Origin of the sequence: Bacillus cytotoxicus NVH 391-98 (assembly GCF_000017425.1) — a bacterium.
GTDB lineage: Bacteria > Bacillota > Bacilli > Bacillales > Bacillaceae_G > Bacillus_A > Bacillus_A cytotoxicus.
The window spans coordinates 2,223,480-2,243,977 of sequence record NC_009674.1 but is presented as its reverse complement, the minus strand read 5'-3'; the positions used below and the strand labels follow the sequence as shown (position 1 = coordinate 2,243,977).

General features: G+C 34.1%; 21 protein-coding genes, 4 pseudogenes and 1 riboswitch. Of the genes and pseudogenes, 13 read left to right on the top strand and 12 right to left on the bottom strand.

Translation table 11 applies throughout. The features are described 5' to 3' along the window. Nucleotides 1-886: 886 nt before the first annotated feature. Together BCER98_RS10960 and BCER98_RS21855 are read left to right on the top strand one after the other, a co-directional pair. Nucleotides 887-1,360, top strand: coding sequence for a DUF1203 domain-containing protein (locus BCER98_RS10960; RefSeq protein ID WP_012094601.1), 474 nt, complete (start codon nucleotides 887-889; stop codon nucleotides 1,358-1,360). A 9-nt stretch (nucleotides 1,361-1,369) separates the two neighbouring features. Next, nucleotides 1,370-1,914 (top strand): annotated as a pseudogene (locus BCER98_RS21855) (IS4 family transposase); the annotation flags it as partial. Nucleotides 1,915-2,027: 113 nt separating this feature from the next. Here the strand turns inward: BCER98_RS21855 and BCER98_RS10950 are convergent. Both BCER98_RS10950 and BCER98_RS22530 read right to left on the bottom strand, forming a co-directional pair. Then, on the bottom strand, nucleotides 2,028-2,228 hold the full coding sequence (locus BCER98_RS10950) for a hypothetical protein (RefSeq protein ID WP_041809820.1): 201 nt from the start codon (nucleotides 2,226-2,228) through the stop codon (nucleotides 2,028-2,030). A 22-nt stretch (nucleotides 2,229-2,250) separates the two neighbouring features. Beyond that, complete coding sequence (locus tag BCER98_RS22530; RefSeq protein WP_162533135.1) at nucleotides 2,251-2,403, bottom strand: hypothetical protein; 153 nt, start codon at nucleotides 2,401-2,403, stop codon at nucleotides 2,251-2,253. Nucleotides 2,404-2,912: 509 nt separating this feature from the next. On the opposite strand from BCER98_RS22530, the gene BCER98_RS10945 reads away from it, so the two are divergent. After that, nucleotides 2,913-3,155 carry a hypothetical protein gene (locus BCER98_RS10945; RefSeq protein ID WP_041809818.1) on the top strand — a complete coding sequence of 81 codons (243 nt, stop codon included), beginning with the start codon at nucleotides 2,913-2,915 and terminating at the stop codon, nucleotides 3,153-3,155. A gap of 163 nt (nucleotides 3,156-3,318) precedes the next feature. On the opposite strand, the pseudogene BCER98_RS10940 reads toward BCER98_RS10945, so the two are convergent. Beyond that, nucleotides 3,319-4,332 (bottom strand): annotated as a pseudogene (locus BCER98_RS10940) (IS256 family transposase); the annotation flags it as partial. Next, nucleotides 4,287-4,490 (bottom strand): annotated as a pseudogene (locus BCER98_RS23075) (DUF418 domain-containing protein); the annotation flags it as partial. The pseudogenes BCER98_RS10940 and BCER98_RS23075, both read right to left, overlap by 46 nt. A gap of 1,121 nt (nucleotides 4,491-5,611) precedes the next feature. On the opposite strand from BCER98_RS23075, the gene BCER98_RS10935 reads away from it, so the two are divergent. Then, the gene (locus BCER98_RS10935) at nucleotides 5,612-6,511 is read left to right on the top strand and encodes a PhzF family phenazine biosynthesis isomerase (protein WP_012094599.1); all 900 of its coding nucleotides are present in this window, start codon (nucleotides 5,612-5,614) and stop codon (nucleotides 6,509-6,511) included. 34 nt (nucleotides 6,512-6,545) lie between these two features. On the opposite strand, the gene BCER98_RS10930 is transcribed toward BCER98_RS10935, so the two are convergent. Next, on the bottom strand, nucleotides 6,546-6,755 hold the full coding sequence (locus BCER98_RS10930) for a hypothetical protein (RefSeq protein ID WP_012094598.1): 210 nt from the start codon (nucleotides 6,753-6,755) through the stop codon (nucleotides 6,546-6,548). 376 nt (nucleotides 6,756-7,131) lie between these two features. Between BCER98_RS10930 and BCER98_RS10925 the strand changes: the two genes are divergently transcribed. Next, nucleotides 7,132-7,701: an SGNH/GDSL hydrolase family protein gene (locus BCER98_RS10925; protein WP_012094597.1), complete on the top strand. Its 570-nt coding sequence runs from the start codon at nucleotides 7,132-7,134 to the stop codon at nucleotides 7,699-7,701. On the opposite strand, the gene BCER98_RS10920 is transcribed toward BCER98_RS10925, so the two are convergent. Then, nucleotides 7,681-7,878 carry a DUF1272 domain-containing protein gene (locus BCER98_RS10920; protein WP_012094596.1) on the bottom strand — a complete coding sequence of 66 codons (198 nt, stop codon included), beginning with the start codon at nucleotides 7,876-7,878 and terminating at the stop codon, nucleotides 7,681-7,683. The genes BCER98_RS10925 and BCER98_RS10920 overlap by 21 nt on opposite strands. A gap of 214 nt (nucleotides 7,879-8,092) precedes the next feature. On the opposite strand from BCER98_RS10920, the gene BCER98_RS10915 reads away from it, so the two are divergent. The 7 genes from BCER98_RS10915 to BCER98_RS10885 all read left to right on the top strand — a co-directional run bounded on the left by BCER98_RS10915 (nucleotide 8,093) and on the right by BCER98_RS10885 (nucleotide 14,775). Next, the gene (locus tag BCER98_RS10915; protein WP_012094595.1) at nucleotides 8,093-8,500 is read left to right on the top strand and encodes a MerR family transcriptional regulator; all 408 of its coding nucleotides are present in this window, start codon (nucleotides 8,093-8,095) and stop codon (nucleotides 8,498-8,500) included. Between the two features lie 126 nt (nucleotides 8,501-8,626). Further along, nucleotides 8,627-9,949 carry a hemolysin family protein gene (locus BCER98_RS10910; RefSeq protein WP_012094594.1) on the top strand — a complete coding sequence of 441 codons (1,323 nt, stop codon included), beginning with the start codon at nucleotides 8,627-8,629 and terminating at the stop codon, nucleotides 9,947-9,949. Between the two features lie 60 nt (nucleotides 9,950-10,009). Beyond that, nucleotides 10,010-10,396: an ATP synthase subunit I gene (locus BCER98_RS10905; RefSeq protein WP_041809815.1), complete on the top strand. Its 387-nt coding sequence runs from the start codon at nucleotides 10,010-10,012 to the stop codon at nucleotides 10,394-10,396. A gap of 131 nt (nucleotides 10,397-10,527) precedes the next feature. Beyond that, nucleotides 10,528-11,073, top strand: a complete 546-nt coding sequence (locus BCER98_RS10900; RefSeq protein WP_012094592.1) for a DUF2179 domain-containing protein — start codon at nucleotides 10,528-10,530, stop codon at nucleotides 11,071-11,073. Nucleotides 11,074-11,367: 294 nt separating this feature from the next. Beyond that, nucleotides 11,368-12,870, top strand: coding sequence for a malate:quinone oxidoreductase (locus BCER98_RS10895; RefSeq protein WP_012094591.1), 1,503 nt, complete (start codon nucleotides 11,368-11,370; stop codon nucleotides 12,868-12,870). A gap of 355 nt (nucleotides 12,871-13,225) precedes the next feature. Continuing rightward, a complete protein-coding gene (locus tag BCER98_RS10890) occupies nucleotides 13,226-14,098 on the top strand; it encodes a YitT family protein (protein ID WP_012094590.1) in 873 nt (290 codons plus the stop codon). 218 nt (nucleotides 14,099-14,316) lie between these two features. Beyond that, nucleotides 14,317-14,775, top strand: coding sequence for an AraC family transcriptional regulator (locus tag BCER98_RS10885; RefSeq protein ID WP_012094589.1), 459 nt, complete (start codon nucleotides 14,317-14,319; stop codon nucleotides 14,773-14,775). A 150-nt stretch (nucleotides 14,776-14,925) separates the two neighbouring features. Here BCER98_RS10885 and BCER98_RS10880 read toward each other — a convergent pair whose 3' ends face one another. After that, nucleotides 14,926-16,107 carry an MDR family MFS transporter gene (locus tag BCER98_RS10880; RefSeq protein ID WP_012094588.1) on the bottom strand — a complete coding sequence of 394 codons (1,182 nt, stop codon included), beginning with the start codon at nucleotides 16,105-16,107 and terminating at the stop codon, nucleotides 14,926-14,928. 112 nt (nucleotides 16,108-16,219) lie between these two features. Here BCER98_RS10880 and BCER98_RS10875 point away from each other — a divergent pair, with 112 nt between their 5' ends. Continuing rightward, nucleotides 16,220-16,759 carry a CGNR zinc finger domain-containing protein gene (locus BCER98_RS10875; RefSeq protein ID WP_167527341.1) on the top strand — a complete coding sequence of 180 codons (540 nt, stop codon included), beginning with the start codon at nucleotides 16,220-16,222 and terminating at the stop codon, nucleotides 16,757-16,759. Between the two features lie 72 nt (nucleotides 16,760-16,831). Here BCER98_RS10875 and BCER98_RS22525 read toward each other — a convergent pair whose 3' ends face one another. The 5 genes and pseudogenes from BCER98_RS22525 to BCER98_RS10860 all read right to left on the bottom strand — a co-directional run bounded on the left by BCER98_RS22525 (nucleotide 16,832) and on the right by BCER98_RS10860 (nucleotide 20,334). Beyond that, entirely contained in the window at nucleotides 16,832-16,975 is a 144-nt protein-coding gene (locus BCER98_RS22525) for a hypothetical protein (protein ID WP_012094586.1), read from the bottom strand. A gap of 100 nt (nucleotides 16,976-17,075) precedes the next feature. After that, nucleotides 17,076-17,218: riboswitch (cyclic di-AMP (ydaO/yuaA leader) on the bottom strand. Between the two features lie 42 nt (nucleotides 17,219-17,260). After that, nucleotides 17,261-17,719, bottom strand: coding sequence for a GNAT family N-acetyltransferase (locus BCER98_RS10870; protein WP_012094585.1), 459 nt, complete (start codon nucleotides 17,717-17,719; stop codon nucleotides 17,261-17,263). Nucleotides 17,720-17,914: 195 nt separating this feature from the next. Continuing rightward, a complete protein-coding gene (locus BCER98_RS10865; protein WP_012094584.1) occupies nucleotides 17,915-19,075 on the bottom strand; it encodes a 1-deoxy-D-xylulose-5-phosphate reductoisomerase in 1,161 nt (386 codons plus the stop codon). 245 nt (nucleotides 19,076-19,320) lie between these two features. Then, a pseudogene (locus tag BCER98_RS21100) lies at nucleotides 19,321-19,434 on the bottom strand (CGNR zinc finger domain-containing protein); the annotation flags it as partial. Between the two features lie 60 nt (nucleotides 19,435-19,494). Further along, on the bottom strand, nucleotides 19,495-20,334 hold the full coding sequence (locus BCER98_RS10860) for a DUF2785 domain-containing protein (RefSeq protein ID WP_012094583.1): 840 nt from the start codon (nucleotides 20,332-20,334) through the stop codon (nucleotides 19,495-19,497). Nucleotides 20,335-20,498 lie beyond the last annotated feature (164 nt).

Below are 20,498 nucleotides of genomic sequence, written 5' to 3'. Positions count from 1 at the left end.
TTCACGTAAAAACACTATCAGTCTGATGCTGTTTCTATTTAAATACATATTGGTTTTCCATGCTAGAACTACTTATTACATTACTGTAGATATAAACTCTTTATATCTTTTATTTATTTCACTAACTCTTTCATGTGAGCCTTTGCATACAATCTCTCCATCTTCAAGGAATAATATATTATCATCCGGGTTTACTTCTTCTAAATTATGAGTTACTTTAATTACTGTCTTCTCCTTTGTAAGTGTCTTTATGGACTCTAAGACTAAATTTCTGGATTCTACATCTAGATTAGATGTAGGTTCATCTAACAAAATTATATCCGGGTTTTTTTAGAATAACCTAGCTATATTCAACCTTTGTTTTTCGTTCCCTGATAATTTATCACCACTCTTGCTTATATTCGTATCAAGTTTATCTTTTTGCTTTTCAACAAATTCTTCTAAATTTGCATATCTTAAAGTTTCTCTTATATTAGAGTCATCAATATGCTTTTCATCAAGGCCATACAGGGGTACAGCCACATCGCTATCAAGTTAAGAAATACATTATTCCCCAAAACAAAAAATATATATTTTTAGAACGTACTACAGCTTCTGTTTGGCTACTAAAGTATCTAAACAGACAAGGTCAACGCCAGCTCAGAAACTAGGTTTAACCGATAAACGATTTACTTTAACCGCTATTAATAAATTGGGCAATCATCCTATTTTAAAAAGGATGATTTTTTTTTAGAGATTCCTGTGGAATTTTATGTTAAACTTACTATTAATATTGCGAAAATTCAATCTTCAACAACGGGCAGGAGTATTGAACAAGTTTTATGAACTTTAGTGGTTGCATCATTAGTGAAATGCTTTATAACAACTAATTAAGGAGGGATAGAATATGAGAAATAACTTTCAAATCGTTGCGTTACAAGAGAAGGAGTTTCATAACCTATTTCTAATGAATGAAGAAGAATTAAAAAGTATCGGGGCAGTCAAAATAATAGCAAATAAAAATCCTGGATATCCTTGCAGGATAAGTTTGAAGGATGCAGAGGTAGGAGAAGAGGTAATCTTACTGAACTACCAATATCATAATGTTAATTCGCCTTATAAAGCAAGTGGTCCTATATTTATACGAAAGGGGGCAACTACCGCTAAGCTAGGTGTAAATGAAATTCCGCTTATGTTACATCATAGGTATCTATCTATACGCGGCTACAATGCTGACTCAATGATTGTAGAAGCAAGGGTTACAGAAGGTGTAAATTTAAGAGAAAATATAGATGAAATTTTTGATAATAAAGAAGTAGAATATATTCACATTCTTAACGCTAAACCAGGATGCTATAACTGCCTTGTTAATAGAGCGTGAAAAAACTGAATTTCTGCTCCATACACCTCTGTTTTCAAGCGTATTCGTATTTTAGATTCAACTGTATTTCAGCTTCCAGATATATTTTCATCCATTTATCCTGGGGCGGAAGGGTGTAGCCATACTGCTGGAATGAAAATTCAACTTGAATATGATCTATTAAGCGGACAATTCCTACATATCCATACAGGTCCAGGTAAACAACATGATCGAACCTATGGCTCTCTGTGTGTCCCAACTGTAACAGCGAATGATTTGTCTATCCGAGATTTAGGGTATTTTCACTTGAAAGATTTGCAACATATACAAGATAAAAAGGCTTATTATATTTCTTGTATTAAATCCAACACATGTATTTATCAAAAAAATCCCAACCCTGATTCTTTTCAAGATAGAAGAATCAAAAAAGGTACGGAGTGATGGATATGGAGGTCTTAATGAATTCTCTTCAGCTAGGTCAAACATATGAAATATCTTACGCTTATGTAGGAATGACGGATAAAGTACCAACTCGTGTGATTGTTCACCGACTTACAGATGAGCAACAACAAAAACTAAGCTATAAGAGAAAAAAGGAAACAACCACTACTCTATTTGACGTTGTATGGGCTTAGCTTGATACCGATGTTAAAGATAAAAACATTCTTTTTACATACATTAAACAAACTCATCGTTTATTTTGCATCCATTCTATAATCAATAAAACACCAGCAATAATAATTATCCAAATTCCGAAAGGATTTATTGTTTTTGTTATTGTTTGTGATAAACCGAAATACTTATATAATTCAAAATGATCAATAACAATAACAATAACAAGTATGATTATAAAAAATACAAGTTTTGAAACGATAGATAGATATTTCATAAACTACCTCCTTCTAATGTATTTAAATCGATAAATAGAATGTAATTGTTTTTACGACACCTTTAATTTTCCAATCTGGTATCCAAGTTGGAGCTACTTGTTGAATAGATCTAGTTAACCAATCTTCAATAGAACTAGAAATATCTAAGTAATGCCCCATATATTTAATTGCCACTCTCATTTTACTTTACAAATAAAATGATAAACTATTGGAAAAAGAATACAAGTCTTTTTGTCTATACATTGATTTGATATAATTCACATAGAAATAACCGGAAATTTAACAAGATGTATCATCGGGAATGTTCAGAAAAATGTTCTCCTTTGTTTTTGGATGTGAGTGCTGGCTCGTCGTGTGGGGACGAAACCCCACATAGCGTTGATTCGTACAGAAAAATAATAATATTGAGAACGGAAAAACTGATGGTTCGGCTGATATAATTGCTAGTCCAAGTTGAGAAACTTAACCCCGTTTCTGGTCTGTTCGGCTTGTCGAAAGTTAAACATCAGCTGAATTTCGGAATGCAATGGAGGAAAGGTGGAGATTTTTTGAGTGGGTTTCTCCTTTGTTAGTTTAGCCGGGTGCGAACTAGTAAAATATCGGTTTATTGTAATTAATATGTATTTTTGGATATTTTTATATAAGATAAATACTTTTTACATCATGTGAATTGGAGGTTTTGTTTGAATAAATTTCAAGCTTTTTTGTTTAAACTTTGGATATCAATTCCAAGAAATTTTAGGTTAGCAATTCCATTAACCATAACAGTATATTTAATTTTACAAGTATTTTTTGAAGGTGTTATCACTTTCAAAAATTTAGTTTTTGATTTTAGTTCCTTTGGTTATAAATATTTAATTACTTATATGATTATCTCTTTAGTAATTTTTATAATTATTAAAATTACTAAAAAGAGAGAAAGGTAAATAGGAATATTAAATATATTTTAAATGCAATAAATTACAATGTTTGCGTTTTTGTCTATTCCTTTTTCTGGTACCGTCAATATTTTTGTGTAAATGACTTTTTAACCTTTTCAGATAGAACGTCACTTTTGGTACAAAAATAACTTTATTTGTAGGTAAAATTTTACGCTTCAAGTTCCTCAAACATCGCTACTAATGCTGCACGTGCCTTATTAAAACCGATGTGGCAACGCGTGGCGAAGCGTTGATTATAGTGCTCAAATTGCGAGACTCGGAAGCGTTCCATTGACTCTTCATTTGGAAACTGTTTTTTACACTTTGTGTATTTTTTGATTTGTTTATTAAAAGATTCAATTCAATGTGTTGAATAAATACTTCTCCAAATCTCCTTTGGGAAGCTGTAAAACGTCAACATATGCTGATTGATTTGAAGTGATTTCACCATTTTTGGATAGGCCTTTTGCCATTTTAAACAGAAAGCATCAAGCGCTTCTCGACCAGATTCTAGGCAATCTGCTTTATAAACAGTCTTGAAATCATCGCATACCGCTTGACGATTTTCTACGAGAACTTTGTGCGACAACTTGCGTGCTACATGGACTAAACAAGTTTGATATCTCGCTTTTGGAAATACGCTTGAGATAGTGTCTACCATACCTTTTAAACCATCTGAAATAAATAGAAGCACATCTTCCACACCGCGTTCGTTTAGTTCTTCTAAGAGCTCTTTCCAGTTATGCGCTGACTCGGTTGGTGCAATCGTATAGGCAAGTACTTCTTTTGAACCATCTTCACAAATGCCAATAGTGATGTAGACGGCTTCCTTTGACACAATTTCACGGCGCACGGCAATGTATGCCGCATCTAAATATACATACACGTAACGTGTATGTAAGGGCAGTTGGTTAAAAGCTTTTACTTGTTCTGATACAGCTTTGGTCACACTTGAAATGGTTTGAGTTGTGTAATAATGAACGTACATTTTCTCAATGAAATGTGCAATTTCTGTCATCGTAATTCCTTTTTGAAATAGATGTATAACGGTTGCTTCTAGCGTATCATTTGAGCGCTGATAGGGCGCCACTGTCTGTTGTTTAAATTCACCGTTACGATCACGTGGAATTTGTATGTTTAAATCACCGTACTCTGTGTGTAGTGTACGTGAATAAGAACCATTTGTAATCGAAAAAATTTAGTCCAAACTATACTACATATACATTGAAAGATACAAAGCTGCCAGCACATTAATTTTGATATGTCTTTAAAACACGTTGAGAAAATCATAAGTGATAAAATGCTTTGGATAATATAATTGGTTAATGCAAATTTCCCAACTGTTTAAAATGATTATAACCATTTTAAATATTTCTGTGCTTTCGAAAAGGGGCTGTCCCATAAGTATCGGTGCATGCTTTAACAAGCTAGGGTCTTTGAGGCAGTTTGAGGTTTTAAGTGTCTTTGCTCGTATTACCGCTTCAAAATGCTCCCCACAATGAATAAATCATCCCAACAACAAAAAAAGCTAAAGCTAAAGCAAAAACAACTAAAGCGAGTATTCCATTCTTGTTATTTTCCATAAAATATCTCCTTGTCATGTTATATTCAAGAAAACTTTAGTTATAATTATGGCTAAAGGTTATGGTTATCATACTTCTTAGTTTAGATAATGTTGTATTTTATAACTTATTGTGATTTACATTCGTATAATAACCGACCCACCACCATTGGAAATAATTTGTTTTTGCTGCTCAACTTTTGGGTAAGTTAGAAAAGGTTATCAACAGTATTGACAGGATATTGAGTTTTATTCGTTGAGATAATTTAAAAATAATCTTTGACTTAATCCATATCTAGAAATCATACAATAACAAGGAATGTAGACGAGCAGGAAACAGTATAATGAATAGGGGGAGTTTCCAAGATGTTACCTCAATATGTATCTGAAGAGTGTTGGTGTCTGCTAGAGGGCGTTTCTCTGTTTTGGGAAAGGACAAGCATATGATAGAGCGTGGACAAGTTCACCCATTCATTAGTGTGGTGCTATTCTATATCTATCATGTGTAGAAGGAGAATGTGGGATATAGTAATGTTATGATAGGCAATTTGTATACATATCCATTAATATTGTAATATATAATAAAATTATTTATTTTGCATTTTAATCCAATGGGTATACATTTGATATGGTGTTTTTTTACTGAGATTGTGAATAGAGTGCTTTGTGAGTATTGGTTATATTACTTCTATTCTTTTTGAAGGGAAAAATCAACATTCTTATTTTTAACTGGAAAAATGAGTAATCCAGCGATGGATTAGTTTAAGCATGGTTAGATGAATGTAAGTGGTATTATGAAAATTTAGAGTAAGATGAGAGGCTCTGCTCAACGACGAATAGCTCCTTTGTTTATTTCTATTAATTTTTGTATGAAAAAGTCTGTAAGATGAGGGGATACAAAATGAAGAAAATAAAGGTATTTCATTATGAGGCATTTAGTCATAAACCCAATATGGGAAATCCAGCAGGGATTGTATTAGATGCAGAAGGATTAACAGATTATGAGATGCAGCGTATCGCGGAAAAAGTAGGATTTAACGAAACCGCTTTTGTATTCCCTTCAAATGTTGCCGATATAAAGATTCGTTACTTCACGCCAGGTCATGAAATGAATCTTTGTGGACATGCAACAGTGGCTACTATATATGCTCTTTACACAAGAGGAGTATGGAAAGAAGTCCGTAACCTTTTGCTCGAAACGAAAGCTGGAATTTTACCAGTATGCGTAGAAATAGATGGGAATGGAGAAGTATATGTTCGAATGCGACAAGTAGAACCACAGTTTCAAGGATTTCATGGCTCTAAAGAAGAGGTAGCACGGAGCATCGGTCTTCATGAAGAAGATATAGATGAAACATTACCAATTGTATATGGAAGTACAGGGGTTTGGACATTATTAGTACCTATTAAAACATTGGTTGCCTGCGAAAAGATGAAACCAAATAATAAGCTCTTTCCATCTATTTTAGTAGAAATACCTAACGCGTCTATTCATCCGTTTTGTTTCGAAACGTATCATGAAGAAGCGCATATGCATGGTCGTCATTTTTCATCACCGTATGCTGGAACAATTGAAGATCCAGTAACAGGAACAGCTTCTGGTGTAATGGGAGCCTATTATGCTACATTTTTGAAGGAAGATAAAGAACAGGAAATGATATGTATTGTTGAACAAGGGCAGGAGATACACAAAGATGGACGTGTACGAGTGTATGTGCAGAGAACAGAGAAAGATAATGTATTACATGTTGAAGTGGCAGGAACAGCAGTGTATGTAAGAGAGTTTGAAATTTCAGTGTAAGGATAAAAAAGTTCGGGATATGACCGAACTTTTTTCATTTGTTGATGACTTCAATAAATGATGTTTGTCCATTATGTCTTATTGCAGAATAGAAGTTTTGACTTTCTAATGTTTTCGCAACTTGTGTTAGTTTATTCGGATCATCATGATGAATGAGTAAGCTGTCCGCTCCGCTTTCTTCGATATGAATGTGTTCAATATGACCAACAGCGTTTTGAATTGCTTGCAAGAAATCAGGTTTCATACAATGCCTCCTATGTGTTCAAAGTATTTTTTTATTATTCCCGTATTTTTTAAATATAAAAGCGAAGAGGGGGATTTGTGAAGTTGAGCGAAGTGACAGCATATGATGAGAAGCAGAAGAATGAAAATATATTTGCTACTGTATTATCAATAAAAACAAATCGTATTTTTTTTATATAATACAAGGATTTCTAAAGGTTTTTTCTCGTAATTGTCTAATCATAGATAAGGTGGTTTCATTATGGTAATTCTAAATCTATTTGTGAAGTAGGAATGGGGAAAATGAATGTTTCAGAAATCATTGAACAATTGATTGGGAATGGTGTTATGGATGGTGGTACAATAAGTAAGGTATGTAATAATAAGGAGAGAGAAAAATGAATACATTCGTATGTTTTGGTGATAGCATTACAGCCGATGAAACATTTTGGAATGGTGCGCGTCGGTTAACACCGCGCCTACAAGAGCAATTTCCAGAGTGGAAAGTTGTAAATGCCGGAGTTCCTGGTGATGATACATTTGATGCTTTAAGAAGAATAGAAGAGGATGTTTTATCTTTGAACCCAGACTTTGTAACGGTCTTTTTTGGGACAAATGATGCGGCATTTTATAAGCAAGTGCCAAAGGAAGAATATAAAGAAAATGTAACAAAAATTGTACGAAGCATTTCTCCAGAAAAGGTACTTCTTATTAGTCCTGCGCCAGTCGATGAAGAAAGACAACTTGCGAGAACAAATGAAGTATTAAAGCAGTATGCAAAGGTGATGGAAGAAGTAGCGAAAGAAACAAAAAGTCATTTTCTAGATTTACATTCTCTTATGATACAAGAATCCAATTATAAAAGATTTTTAGAGAATGAAGAACGGGATGGATTGCATTTTAGTGAGCAGGGTTATGAATATTTAGCTACTATAATTGGTGATACATTAAAAGGGATTTTTAAATAGATGTTTCTTTTTCTTTGGTCTACGTATTAATTCACCTCCACAATTTGGACAAATATGATGCGTGTTTTCAGTACATGGAGCACAAAATGTACATTCATACGTACAAATATAAGCTTCCGAATCTAATTGTAGTGAATTGTTGCATGTTTGACAGTTTTCTTTCATGTCCAATGCCATAGAGATCCCCCTATTGTGTGAATATTTATAAATTAATGGTAACATAAATAGAAAGATACTACCTTTACAAATAGAAGGAAATCATAGAATACAGGTGACATTTGAAATGAAATGTTAGCATATATTGTGAATAATAAACCATCACGTTTGACTGTACAGTTTATGTATTGTATGATGTTCTTAATATAAATGAGGGGGGAAGATCGTTGGGAAGGTGTATCGAATCGGACAGTTGGCTCACTTGGCTCATGTTTCGAAACGAACGATTGATTATTATACGAATCTAGGTATCTTAAAAGCGGAGCGATCTCAATCCAATTATCGCTATTACGACGAGACAGCATTTGAAACACTACAATTTATTGAGAAATGCAAAGAAATGCATATGCCGCTTTGTGAGATTAAAGAGAGGATCGAGGAGAAGAAAAAGCTGCTCGGTATCAATGAACACGTTTCGAAACAGGTGAACGAAGTGACAGAACATATCCAGCGATTAGAAACAGAATTAACACAGTTAAAACCTCTGTTAGATGGATTGACTGATTCACAACGAGAAAAAATATCAAAATCTTTATCTGGTCAAACGACAGCTTTGATGCAAACACTAATGATGTTTTTATAGTGTAAATTGTATCTATCCCCTTTAATTTCTGTATAGCGCTATGTTTTCTAAAGAAAAGAAACGTAAATGAGAAAACATTATAGTATACAGGAGGTGAACACCTTAGTTTTTTACTAAGGGGATTCATTGGAGATATTTAATTTAGTCATGGTTGCGATTTTAATCGCATTTACTGGATTTTTCGTAGCAGCGGAGTTTGCGATTGTAAAAGTACGTTCAAGTCGCATTGATCAGCTTGTTGCGGAAGGCAAACGCGGTGCGCTAGCAGCAAAAAAAGTAACAACGAATTTAGATGAATATTTATCTGCTTGTCAACTAGGGATTACAGTTACAGCAATGGGACTTGGTTGGCTAGGTGAACCGACGATAGAAAAATTATTGCGTCCATTGTTTGAAAAGTGGAATTTAACCCCTTCCATTTCACATGTATTAACTTTTGGTCTTGCGTTTATGATTATGACATATTTGCATGTTGTAGTTGGAGAGCTAGCTCCGAAAACAATGGCAATTCAAAAGGCTGAAAGGATCACTTTATTATTTGCTGGACCTTTAATGATATTTTATAAAGTGATGTATCCGTTTATTTGGATGCTAAATAGCTCTGCTCGTGTTGTAACAGGCTTATTTGGCTTAAAACCAGCTTCTGAACATGACGTAGCACATACGGAAGAAGAATTACGTCTTATTCTTTCGGAGAGCTATGAAAGTGGAGAAATTAACCAAGCAGAATATAAATATGTAAATAACATTTTTGAATTCGATAACCGCATTGCTAAAGAGATAATGGTGCCACGAACAGAGATTGTTGGCTTTTATCTTGAAGATTCAGTAGAAGAACACATGAAAATTATCCAAAATGAGCGATATACACGTTATCCAATCTTTGGAGAGGATAAAGATGATATTATCGGTATGGTTAACGTAAAAGATTTCTTTATTCGATATATGAACAATGATACGAAAGATTTATCATCCATTCGTGCGTATATGCGCCCAATTATTGAAGTGATGGAAACAACTCCAATTCACGATTTACTTCTACAAATGCAGAAGAAGCGAATTCCGATGGCTGTATTATATGATGAGTACGGAGGAACAGCTGGAATTGTAACGCTTGAAGATATATTAGAGGAAATTGTTGGGGAAATTCGTGATGAATATGATGAAGATGAAGATCCGCCAATCCAACACGTAAATGAACATCATAAGATTGTGGATGGAAAAGTGTTGATTTCAGAAGTGAAAGATTTATTTGGTCTACACATTGAGGAAGAAGATGTAGATACAATTGGCGGTTGGATTATGATGCAAAATCATGAGATTGAAGAAGGACAATGTGTGGAAGCAGAGAATTATGAATTTAAAGTGCTTGAAAAAGATTCTTATCAAATTAAGCGCATTGAAATTCGGAAAATTGATCAACAACAAGAACAAGCAGCAACTGTTTAGGTTGCTGCTTTCTTTCTGAATCAAAAGAAAAATAAAATTGATAACTAGGAGCGGATATTGTTGATTCAAATGGCATTGCGCGTTTATCGATTGCAATTGTATATGATTTTTAGTAGTTTGCTACTTATAGGAACGATTACTCCGTTTTCCAAACAAGTAACCGGCTTTGGGATTGGATTAGCAGTAAGTGCATATTGTCTTTGGCTATTAGCTAGACGAGTTGAGAAAATAGGACGAAATATTATATTGAAGAAACGAGTTCCTGGAATCGGCATTTTAAATCGTTTTGCAGCTGCGATATTAGGAGCCATTATTATGTATGAAATCGAACATGAAATGGAAATGTGGGCATTTGGAACGGGAATTTTAGGAGGTCACTTTTTGATGATTGCAAACTTAGCTTATGCAAACATGCAATTAGTGAAAGAAGAAAACAAGAAAAAATAGAAAGGGTACTACATAAAGAGCGCTATGTGACGTGTAAGAAAATTCTTAAAAAATGTTAGGGAAAACCATCGCTTTCTCAAGCTTTTGTATGTTATGATGACAAAAGACTTTTTGAAAAGAGGTGGATATATATGTTACAAGCGTTACTGATTTTTGTACTTCAAATTATTTATGTTCCTGTTTTAACAATCCGGACGATTTTGCTTGTAAAAAATCAAACAAGATCCGCTGCTGGTGTTGGTTTACTCGAAGGTGCAATCTATATTATAAGTTTAGGGATTGTATTTCAAGATTTATCAAATTGGATGAATATTGTAGCCTATATAATTGGTTTTAGTGCCGGTCTTTTATTAGGTGGTTATATAGAAAATAAATTAGCTATCGGTTATATTACGTATCATGTTAGTTTGTTAGATCGCTGTAATGAACTAGTGGATGAATTAAGAAATGCGGGGTTTGGTGTTACATTGTTTGAAGGGGAAGGAATTAATTCTGTTCGTTATCGATTAGACATTGTGGCGAAGCGTTCAAGAGAACAAGAGCTGTTGGAAATTGTGAACAGAATTGCGCCGAAAGCGTTCATGTCTTCTTATGAAATTCGTTCTTTTAAAGGTGGATATTTAACGAAAGCAATGAAAAAAAGAACATTAATGAAAAAGAAAGATCACGCATCTTAAAAAGAGGAGAAGCTTTTCAGTTTCTCTTCTTTTTGTTCACTTTAAGTTTCTAAAGAATGTATTCGCGTTTGACGAATTATCATCATAAAATAATACCAGATATTTTAGTCTATAAATAATTATCAGATAATACTAGATATTTTAGTCTATTAATTATTATAATAGAGTATGAGATGGTTATAATTGAGACAAAAAAGATATATTCCTAGGTAGGGCCTAGGGGGCATATTGCTTTTTATATTTGAGCATAGATGCCGATTCTTTTTTGCCAATATAGGGGATGGAGAGATTATCATGAGCAACATGCAGAAAAAAACAGACGTTATTTTAATTGGCGCTGGAATCATGAGCGCAACTTTAGGATCATTACTGAAAGAGTTAGCACCTGAATGGGAAATTAAAATGTTTGAAAAACTTGAGGGCGCAGGGGAAGAAAGCTCGAATGAATGGAATAATGCGGGTACAGGCCATTCTGCACTTTGTGAGCTTAACTATACATCCGAAAAACCTGACGGATCTATAGATATTAAAAAAGCCCTCAAAATTAATGAGCAATTTCAGCTTTCTAGACAGTTTTGGTCCTATCTTGTGAATAGCAATCTGATTCGTAATCCACAGAAATTTATTATGCCGATACCTCATATGAGTTTAGTACAAGGGGAAAAAAATGTAACATTTTTGAAAAAACGTTTTAAAGCGCTATCAAATATTCCGCTATTTCAAGGAATGGAATTTTCAGATGACCCTGAAAAATTAAAGGAATGGATGCCGCTTATTATGGAGGGGCGTACATCAAATGAACCGATCGCAGCAACGAAAATGGAATCTGGAACAGATGTGAATTTTGGTGCTTTGACACGCATGTTATTTGAACACTTACAAAACAAGAATGTTGAATTAAATTATAAACATAGTGTTGAAAATATTAAACGCATGAAAAATGGATTATGGGAAGTAAAAGTTCATGATATGAACAATGGTAAAATTGAATATCATACTGCAAAGTTCGTCTTTATTGGTGCTGGCGGTGGAAGTTTACCTTTACTACAAAAAACAGGGATTCCTGAATCAAAACATATCGGCGGATTCCCAGTAAGTGGACTATTTATGGTATGTAACAATCCAAAAGTGATTGAGAAACATCATGCGAAAGTATACGGAAAAGCGAAAGTTGGTGCTCCACCAATGTCTGTTCCGCATCTTGATACAAGATATATTGACAATAAAAAGACATTGTTGTTTGGACCGTTTGCTGGATTTTCACCAAAATTTTTAAAAACGGGCTCAAATCTTGATTTATTAGGTTCTGTAAAACCAAATAACGTACTTACTATGCTCGCTGCAGGTGTAAAAGAGATGGCATTGACGAAATATTTGATTCAACAAGTGATGCTGTCGAACGAAAAGCGTATTGAAGAGTTGCGCGAATTTATTCCGAATGCGAAAGGGGAAGATTGGGACGTAGTAGTAGCAGGCCAACGTGTGCAAGTTATTAAAGATACTGAAACTGGTGGAAAAGGAACGCTTCAATTTGGTACGGAAGTTGTTAGTGCTGCTGATGGATCAATCGCTGCATTACTTGGTGCTTCTCCAGGTGCTTCTACAGCTGTTAATGTTATGCTTGAAGTGTTAGAAAAATGTTTCCCGCAATATATGGAAAAATGGGAAGAAAAAATAAAACATATGATTCCTTCCTATGGTATTTCATTAGTAGAAAATCCAAAACTTTTCCAAGAAATTCATACATCAACATCTAAGACACTTGGTTTAAGCAAGAAAGAAGCTGTGTATAGTTAAACTAAGGTTTTGTATTTGAAAATAAACATATATAAGCAAGTTAAATGAAACATATTCAATTTGAGCTAGGGATTATAAAAAAATAAGAGGGGTGGCTGCCTATAAGTTGGTAAACTGGCTTATAGGCAGCTTATTTTTTAGGTCAAGTAAAGTGGTTACTTTATTCCGAACGTATGTTCTTTTGTAAGCGGCGTTTGTAGTTACTGGTTAAGTAAATACGCTTCTATGTACTAGAAACATTCCCTTTCAAGGTAATGTAGGTGGTAGGTAGTTTGTTAATAATATGTTAAAATAGAATCTAGCAGATTCAATCAACATAAGCAAAAGAGAAATAAGTTTGAAGCGAGGAAACAACATGAGTCAAATCAACACACACAAGCCCAAGAAGCTAAAAATATGTTTGAAAGTATTGATGATTATTATTGGGGCATTCATCACAGCATACGGATTAGAAGCGGTATTAATTCCAAATAACGTATCGGATGGGGGAGTAACAGGTTTAAGTATCGTTAGCTCACAACTATTTGGGTTACCATTAGGGATGCTAATTGGAGTCATTAATATCCCGTTTGTTTGGTTAGGATATAAGCAAATCGGTAAAAGTTTTGCTATTTTTTCCATTATCGGTATTGCTTCACTTGCGATTGGTACGATCCTGATGCATGAAATTCCAACGATTATTGAAGGAGATACATTGCTAGTTACCGTTGTTGGTGGTATTATTATAGGCTTTGGGATGGGGCTCGCTCTTCGTAATGGCGGCGCATTAGATGGAATTGATATGTTAGCTGTATTACTGTCTCGTAAATTACCGTTTGGGACAAGTGATTTAATTTTGTTTTTAAATATGTTTGTTTTTATCTTTGTTTCAGCGGTGTTTGGCCTTCAAGGGGCGATTCTGTCAGCCATTGCGTATTTTATTGCATCTAAAGTAATCCACATTGTTGAAGTTGGTTTAAGCGGATCGAAAACATTTAAAATTATTACGAAAGAGCCAGATTTAATGGTAGAAACAATTCGAGAACGCTTAGGACGAAGTGCAACCTATAATGAAGTATATGGCGGTTATTCAAAGGAACAATTTAAAGAAATCACATGTGTGATTAACCGTTTAGAAGAAAGTAAAATGAAGGAACTTATTCATGAAATCGACAAAGATGCTTTTGTTACGGTATACGATGTAGCGGAAGTAAAAGGCGGTAACTTCAAAAAACATGATATTCATTAATAACACTGAAAAACACCTTTTAGTTAGGCTAAAAGGTGTTTTTTATATCTTAATAAAAAATATTGTTTTATAGATAAAACGACGCTTTTATTGTGATGTGTAAATTAGGGAAGTTCATTATATTAGGTGTATAAAAAATAAAAATTAAGACGATTAAATTTTTAAATCATGATAATCTTTGATTTGTAGTAAATATGTTTAAAAGGGAGAAGTGTTATATGAATAGTAAAATTGAGAACTTACCAAAATATCGAATTGCATATGTGCGACAAGTTGGTCCATACGGGTTTGGTAACGTGCAAACGATGGAGAAATTAAAAAATTGGGCTGCGGAGAAAAAACATTTAGATGAAACAGCGATTGTATTAGGAATTTCGCATGACAATCCAGAAATAACGCCACCTGAAAGTTGTCGTTATGATGCTTGCATCGTTATTGAAAAAAATGAACCAATTGACGATTTTGTTGCGGAAAGTGAATTACCCGGCGGGAAATATGCGATTTATGAAGTAGAGCATACGGCAGAGGCGATTCAAAAAGCATGGATTGAAATCTTTTCTAACTTGCTAAATAGCGACTATGAAATAGATACAAGACCAGTTTTTGAGCGATACATGAAAAAGATGGTTGATAACCATCTTTGTGAAATTTGTGTACCTATTAGAGCGAAACGGTAATTATTTTGCTAGTGTTACATAGTAAGGAATTAAGTGAAACGAAGATAAGTTATGAATAATGAAAGTTTCGCTTGATAAAAAAGAGAAAGTCATCATTTTGCTTGCACTGTTTCAAAATGATGACTTTTTATATAGGTAAAATGAGTGGTTTTACATATCTTGAATGAAATCTTTTTCTTGTTTTTGTCCAAACTTTTGTAAAAGAGAAAGCAACATAAACCCTGTTATACCTAGTGTGCCAAAGATGATCCAAAGGGCATAGGTTCCTTCATTTTGTGATGTAGACAATGTGCCGGTATAGCTTCCAACGATAAAGCCAATCGCAAGAGAAAGTTGATAGACGCCAAAATATGTTGCTGTATAAGATTCATTACTATAATTTGCAATTGTAATATCGGCGTTAGGTAATACAAGTGTTTCACCAATGGTAAATAAAATCACGCAGCTAAATAGCCAATACGGATGGGACAATAAAGGGATAAGTAAAAAAGAAAGTCCCATTAATAGTACGCCGCATTTTACAATTGAAAGGGTGTTGTAACGATGAAATGCCTTTCGAAATAGAATCATAAATAAAACACCTGTAATGGCATTTACTGTAACAACAAGTCCACCTAGCTTTATACTATGACTGATATGGGTCATATAAAGTGGAAGAGCAACGGTAAGCTGCGTAAACATAATGTAAAAGAAAATCATAATGAATGAAAAGGAGAGAAAATGTTTGTTTTCGAAAACGTTTTTTAAACCAGATAAAAGATGTATATTTTCAGTAGAAACTTGGAAGTGAGGTTTAAGAAAAATAAACATAATAGCCAATAATAACATCATAAATCCAGTAAGTATAAATGGATATAAAGGGTTCCATGCGAGTAATAAAGTACCAGCAATTGGACCAAGCATCGCGCCGCTGTTAAAAGCGAGATTTAAGTATGTAAATAAATCTTTGCGCAGGTACGCGGGTTGTGAGCCGAATACGGCGCGAGCTGCTGGTTCATAAAGAGCAGTTCCAAACCCGATAAGCGAAGAAGAAAGTACAATCGTATGAAACTCTGAAAATATTCCTAGGAAAATAAAACCACCCCCCCTTAATAGTAAGCCGGCAATCATCATAATCATGTAACCAAACTTATCGGCAATAATGCCAGAAAGGAAAGGGATCATTCGTGAAGTAATAATAATAATTGTTAAAATGGTTCCAACTTGCAAAGCAGAAAAATGTAAGAAATTCGTTAAATAAATGGCAAGAAAAGCGTATACTGCAAAGTATCCAAATGACATAAAGAATGAAGAAATCAGTATAATGCGTATGGGTGTTGAAAAGTTTTTCATAAAGTCTCCTCCGAAAATGTAACCATTAAAACATTTTAATGGTTAACTGTTTTATACTATAATTATACACAAAGTCAGAAAAAAGTGAATTTTGGAAGGATGGTGAGTGTATTTGAATCAAAGTCAAGAAGCTCCAGAACAATTAGAAATTGTCAGGAGATTTTTAAATACGTGGAGAATTCCAAACGATACAAGGGAGGAAGTGGACGAGCTTCATACGATAGAAGATGTACTTCGTTTTACGAAAAGGCATTGGGATGAAGAGATTTCTTTTGGGACAGTGGATGAACTAAAACAGTTTCGAGATGAACTTCGCTTTATAGTTGAGGAAAAAGGCTCATTGCAACAATGGCTTGAAAAATATCCATTTCGTGTGTGTATAACAGAAAATATGGATGCGATTACATATGAACCAGTAGGGGAAAAGAATTTTTACACAATCCTATTACACATTATTTTAGTAGCAGTTGAGGAAGGAAAGTGGAGTCGATTAAAAGCATGTCCAGATTGTCGCTGGGTCTTTTATGATTATTCTCGCAATGGAAGTAAGCGCTGGTGCGGGATGTATGCGGGAGGAAAAGAAGGGAGAGCATGCGGAACGATTGCGAAAGTGAAAAAATATCGAGCGAAAAAAAGGGGGGGATATGGTTAATCTTGAAAAGAAAAAAGCTTTGCAATATGGTGCAAAGCTTTTTTCTACTTGTATATTTTTTTGATTGTTACTCTATCTTTTTGGCTGAAAAATGTGCTGGAAAAAGTATTTGTGATGCAAGTTGTTAACCATTTTATTTGCTTGATACGTACGTTGTTGTTCCAATCGAACACGCTGTTCCATCATTTTTATTTCATGATCTGATAAACGTAACATTGTACGAGTCTCCTTTACTATAAATATAGGTTTCTTGTGACATCGATTCCAAATCATTTATAGTTAAGGAGGAATGCTGTGTAACATCAGTAAAAAGCACCTTCCCTCTCCCATTACGCTTACGAGGTTAGCTGTCGGACTCGGGAAGTGAGAGTTTCCCTACTTAAAAAGATTCGCCCCAAGTAGCAAATGCTACAAAAATGGGTCCCCCGCTCCACATAGTGGATTCAGCAAAAGGTTTTATAATTAAAAAAATAACATACAAAAGAAATTGAGTCAAACTATTCATTTTTTTTTAGATTTTTTTAACTTTACAAGAGGTGTTCCATCCGGTAACAAAATATTCTGTGTTGCAATAAATCCGTGCTTTTTATATAGAGAAAGGGCAGGCGTGTTTGCTTTGCCTGTCTGTACAATATATGTATGTATATGAGGGAAGAGTTGGAATAGATGAAGTAATAAGTCAGTAGCAATTCCTCTATGAAAATAGTTTGGTGATACGACGAGTCGATGGATATCGACGAAAGATTCCTCGTTTGTAAATGAAATAAAACCTACTAATGTGTGTGCTAAGAAATAGCCATAAAAGGTTTCTTCACAATTTTGAATATCGGTAACGCGGTCATATAAACGCGGAATGGCATGACTGTTTATATACTTTGCCTCAATTTCATAAGCCGGAATTTGAATAGCAAGAATAGCTTCTGCCATTTCAATAGAAGCTGGATTTAATTTAGAAATCATATGTGTCTCTCCTTTAAGAAAATTTATTTGAATAATTGTGTATGAAATGGTTTGGATAAGATTTTGAATGATTAAGTGTTCTACTTTTATAGATAATAAGACGTCTACCACAAATTTCGATAGGAGTAAGGTCGCTCATCCAAGCACGATTGGTGAAGATGAATAATTAATGAGGGATGAAGCGAAACTTACTTATTAAAGTTTCGCTTTCTTTATGCATTGCTGTGCATATTCACGTGCCCAATTATCTGCTGCTAATACTGCTTCTAAAGAAGGATTGATAATCGTATCGTGAGCTTCAAGTGTAGAGTAAATTGTTTTTTCGATATCAAAGAATGAAATGTCATTTTGTAAGTATCGAGCATTTGCGATTTCATTTGCTGCATTTAAGACAGTAGGGGCTGTACCGCCAAGTTTTCCAGCTTCATAAGCATAATATAAGCAAGGGAATTTCTTGAAATCTGGTTTTTCAAAATGTAAGTTACCAACTTCCAATAAATTTAGTTTTTTATAGTTCGATTGTAATCTAGTTGGATAATGAAAAGCATATTGAATAGGTATTCTCATATCAGGCGCACCAAGTTGGGCCATGACGGATCCATCTACAAATTCAACTAAGGAATGAATGATACTTTCGGGATGAATGAGAACATCCATTTTTTCATAAGGAATATTAAAGAGCCAACGTGCTTCCATAACTTCAAAACCTTTGTTCATTAATGTAGCTGAATCAATCGTTAATTTTGCCCCCATTAACCAATTGGGATGTTTTAAGGCATCCTGGACTTTTAGCATCGCCATTTCTTCCCGTGTTTTCTCTCGAAACGCGCCTCCCGAAGCGGTAATAATTAACTTTTCAATTTCTTGACTGTTTTCTCCATTTAAACATTGGAAAATAGCGGAGTGTTCACTATCGACAGGAATTAAGCGACAATTATTTTGATTAGCAAGATCAGTAACAATATGACCTGCAGCTACTAATGTTTCTTTGTTAGCTATCGCAATATCTTTCTTTTCTTTTAATGCTTCAATTGTAGGAAGAAGACCTGAAATACCAACAACAGAAGTAAGAACAAGGTTTGTATCAGGATGTGTTGCAACTTCAATTAATCCATTAGGACCATATGTGATTTTTATGTTGCCGGAGATTCGCTGACGAAGCGTAGTTGCTAATTCTTTTGTACCAACGCATACAATGCGAGGATGAAATGCTTCGATTTGTTTTTCAAGAAGTTCAATATTATGATTGGCTGTTAAGCCGATAATTTGAAAATGTTCAGGATGGTTAGCAATTACATCCAATGCAGATGTACCGATTGAACCAGTTGAACCTAAAATGGAAATATATTTAACCATGAAAAAATCCTCCAAAGATGAATGAATATTTTGTGAATCTATATATATTTAGACAAAATAAATGAGATTCCTTCTGGACAAAACAGAAAGTGAATGTTTATTAGATAAATATGTGTGTAATCCATCGGAAAATACGACGGTAGGAAAGAGCACATATTTAAAATTTTTTAGGGGTGAATAGTTGGATTGTAAAGAGAATGTAGAGGAGGTAAGTAAAAAAAAGTAAGGGAGTGACAGACTTTCCCTTACTTTCTTTTGTTATGCATATGTTTCGTAACTTTGTTTCGATTGCCACATATTTTCATTGAACACCATTTTCGTCGTCCTGTTTTATCAAGAAAAAGTAAAATACATGCTTCTTATGCACGCTGTATTTTATATAAATTATAAACAAATTATGTTTTCATGTATGTAATGTTTCAATAATACTGCGGAAATTCTCGTAGTATTTTATCGACTCGGTTAGAAAGTGAGGTAAGATGAGGATCTTCTCTTGTTCGAAAAAGTAATGTGCGTAAAAAAGTTTTTATATTGGCGCATAGCATACAATATTCATCAAGGGATAGGCGCTTTCGAATTTGAGGTAGTCGCTTCATTTTCTTATATAAGATGGTGAAAAACGCTTCCTTTGGAAAATCACAATATAGCATAGCTAAAAGAGGAGTAGCAATTCTTTCATCTTCATTATTGTAATATACAGTCGAGTGAATGAATATTTTATTTAACAAGCAATGAATGATTTCTTCATAGCACGGACCGGATATGTGAGGGTTTTGAACAAGTTGATGAAAGGCGTCTGAAATATGTGCGATACTATGAGCCCATCCCTTTTGTTCGATATGTCCTCGGAAGTCTGATTCTAAATTCATACATGTAATAAGTTTTTCTTTTATTTCTAGTATGGTTTCGGGCAATAGAAATGTATGAACATTATCAAATTGAATAATTAAAGCAATTAATAACGCTGTATAAGAACGAGTGAATACCCCATCAGTATGTGGAGATGATATCTCGAAATATAAATACTCTTCACTAAGGCATGTTGTCAATAATAGTTCTAATTGATCGTGGGACAGAAAGTGATGTTGGATAAAATGAGAAAAAGACTCATATATTAATTGATTGCGAATATAGCTATCAGTTGTCCCGATATGCTGCATCATACCTAGGAGCAACTCATCTATATCGAAATGTTGCATTTGTGAGTAATCATTTTGTTGAATGAGTTCCAGTTGTTGCTGCAGCGTTTGGATATTCAAAGGTGAACCTCCTCTTTTCTTTAATTGTACAATGTTTTCTAGTATTCTATATATTCAAGGACAACTTTGTTCATGCAGAAGTACAAGCTAAATGTGTATAACAAAAAATGTTTAGTTTGTGAAAGAACGGTAATTGGGACAAAAATAGCATTTATGTAATACAA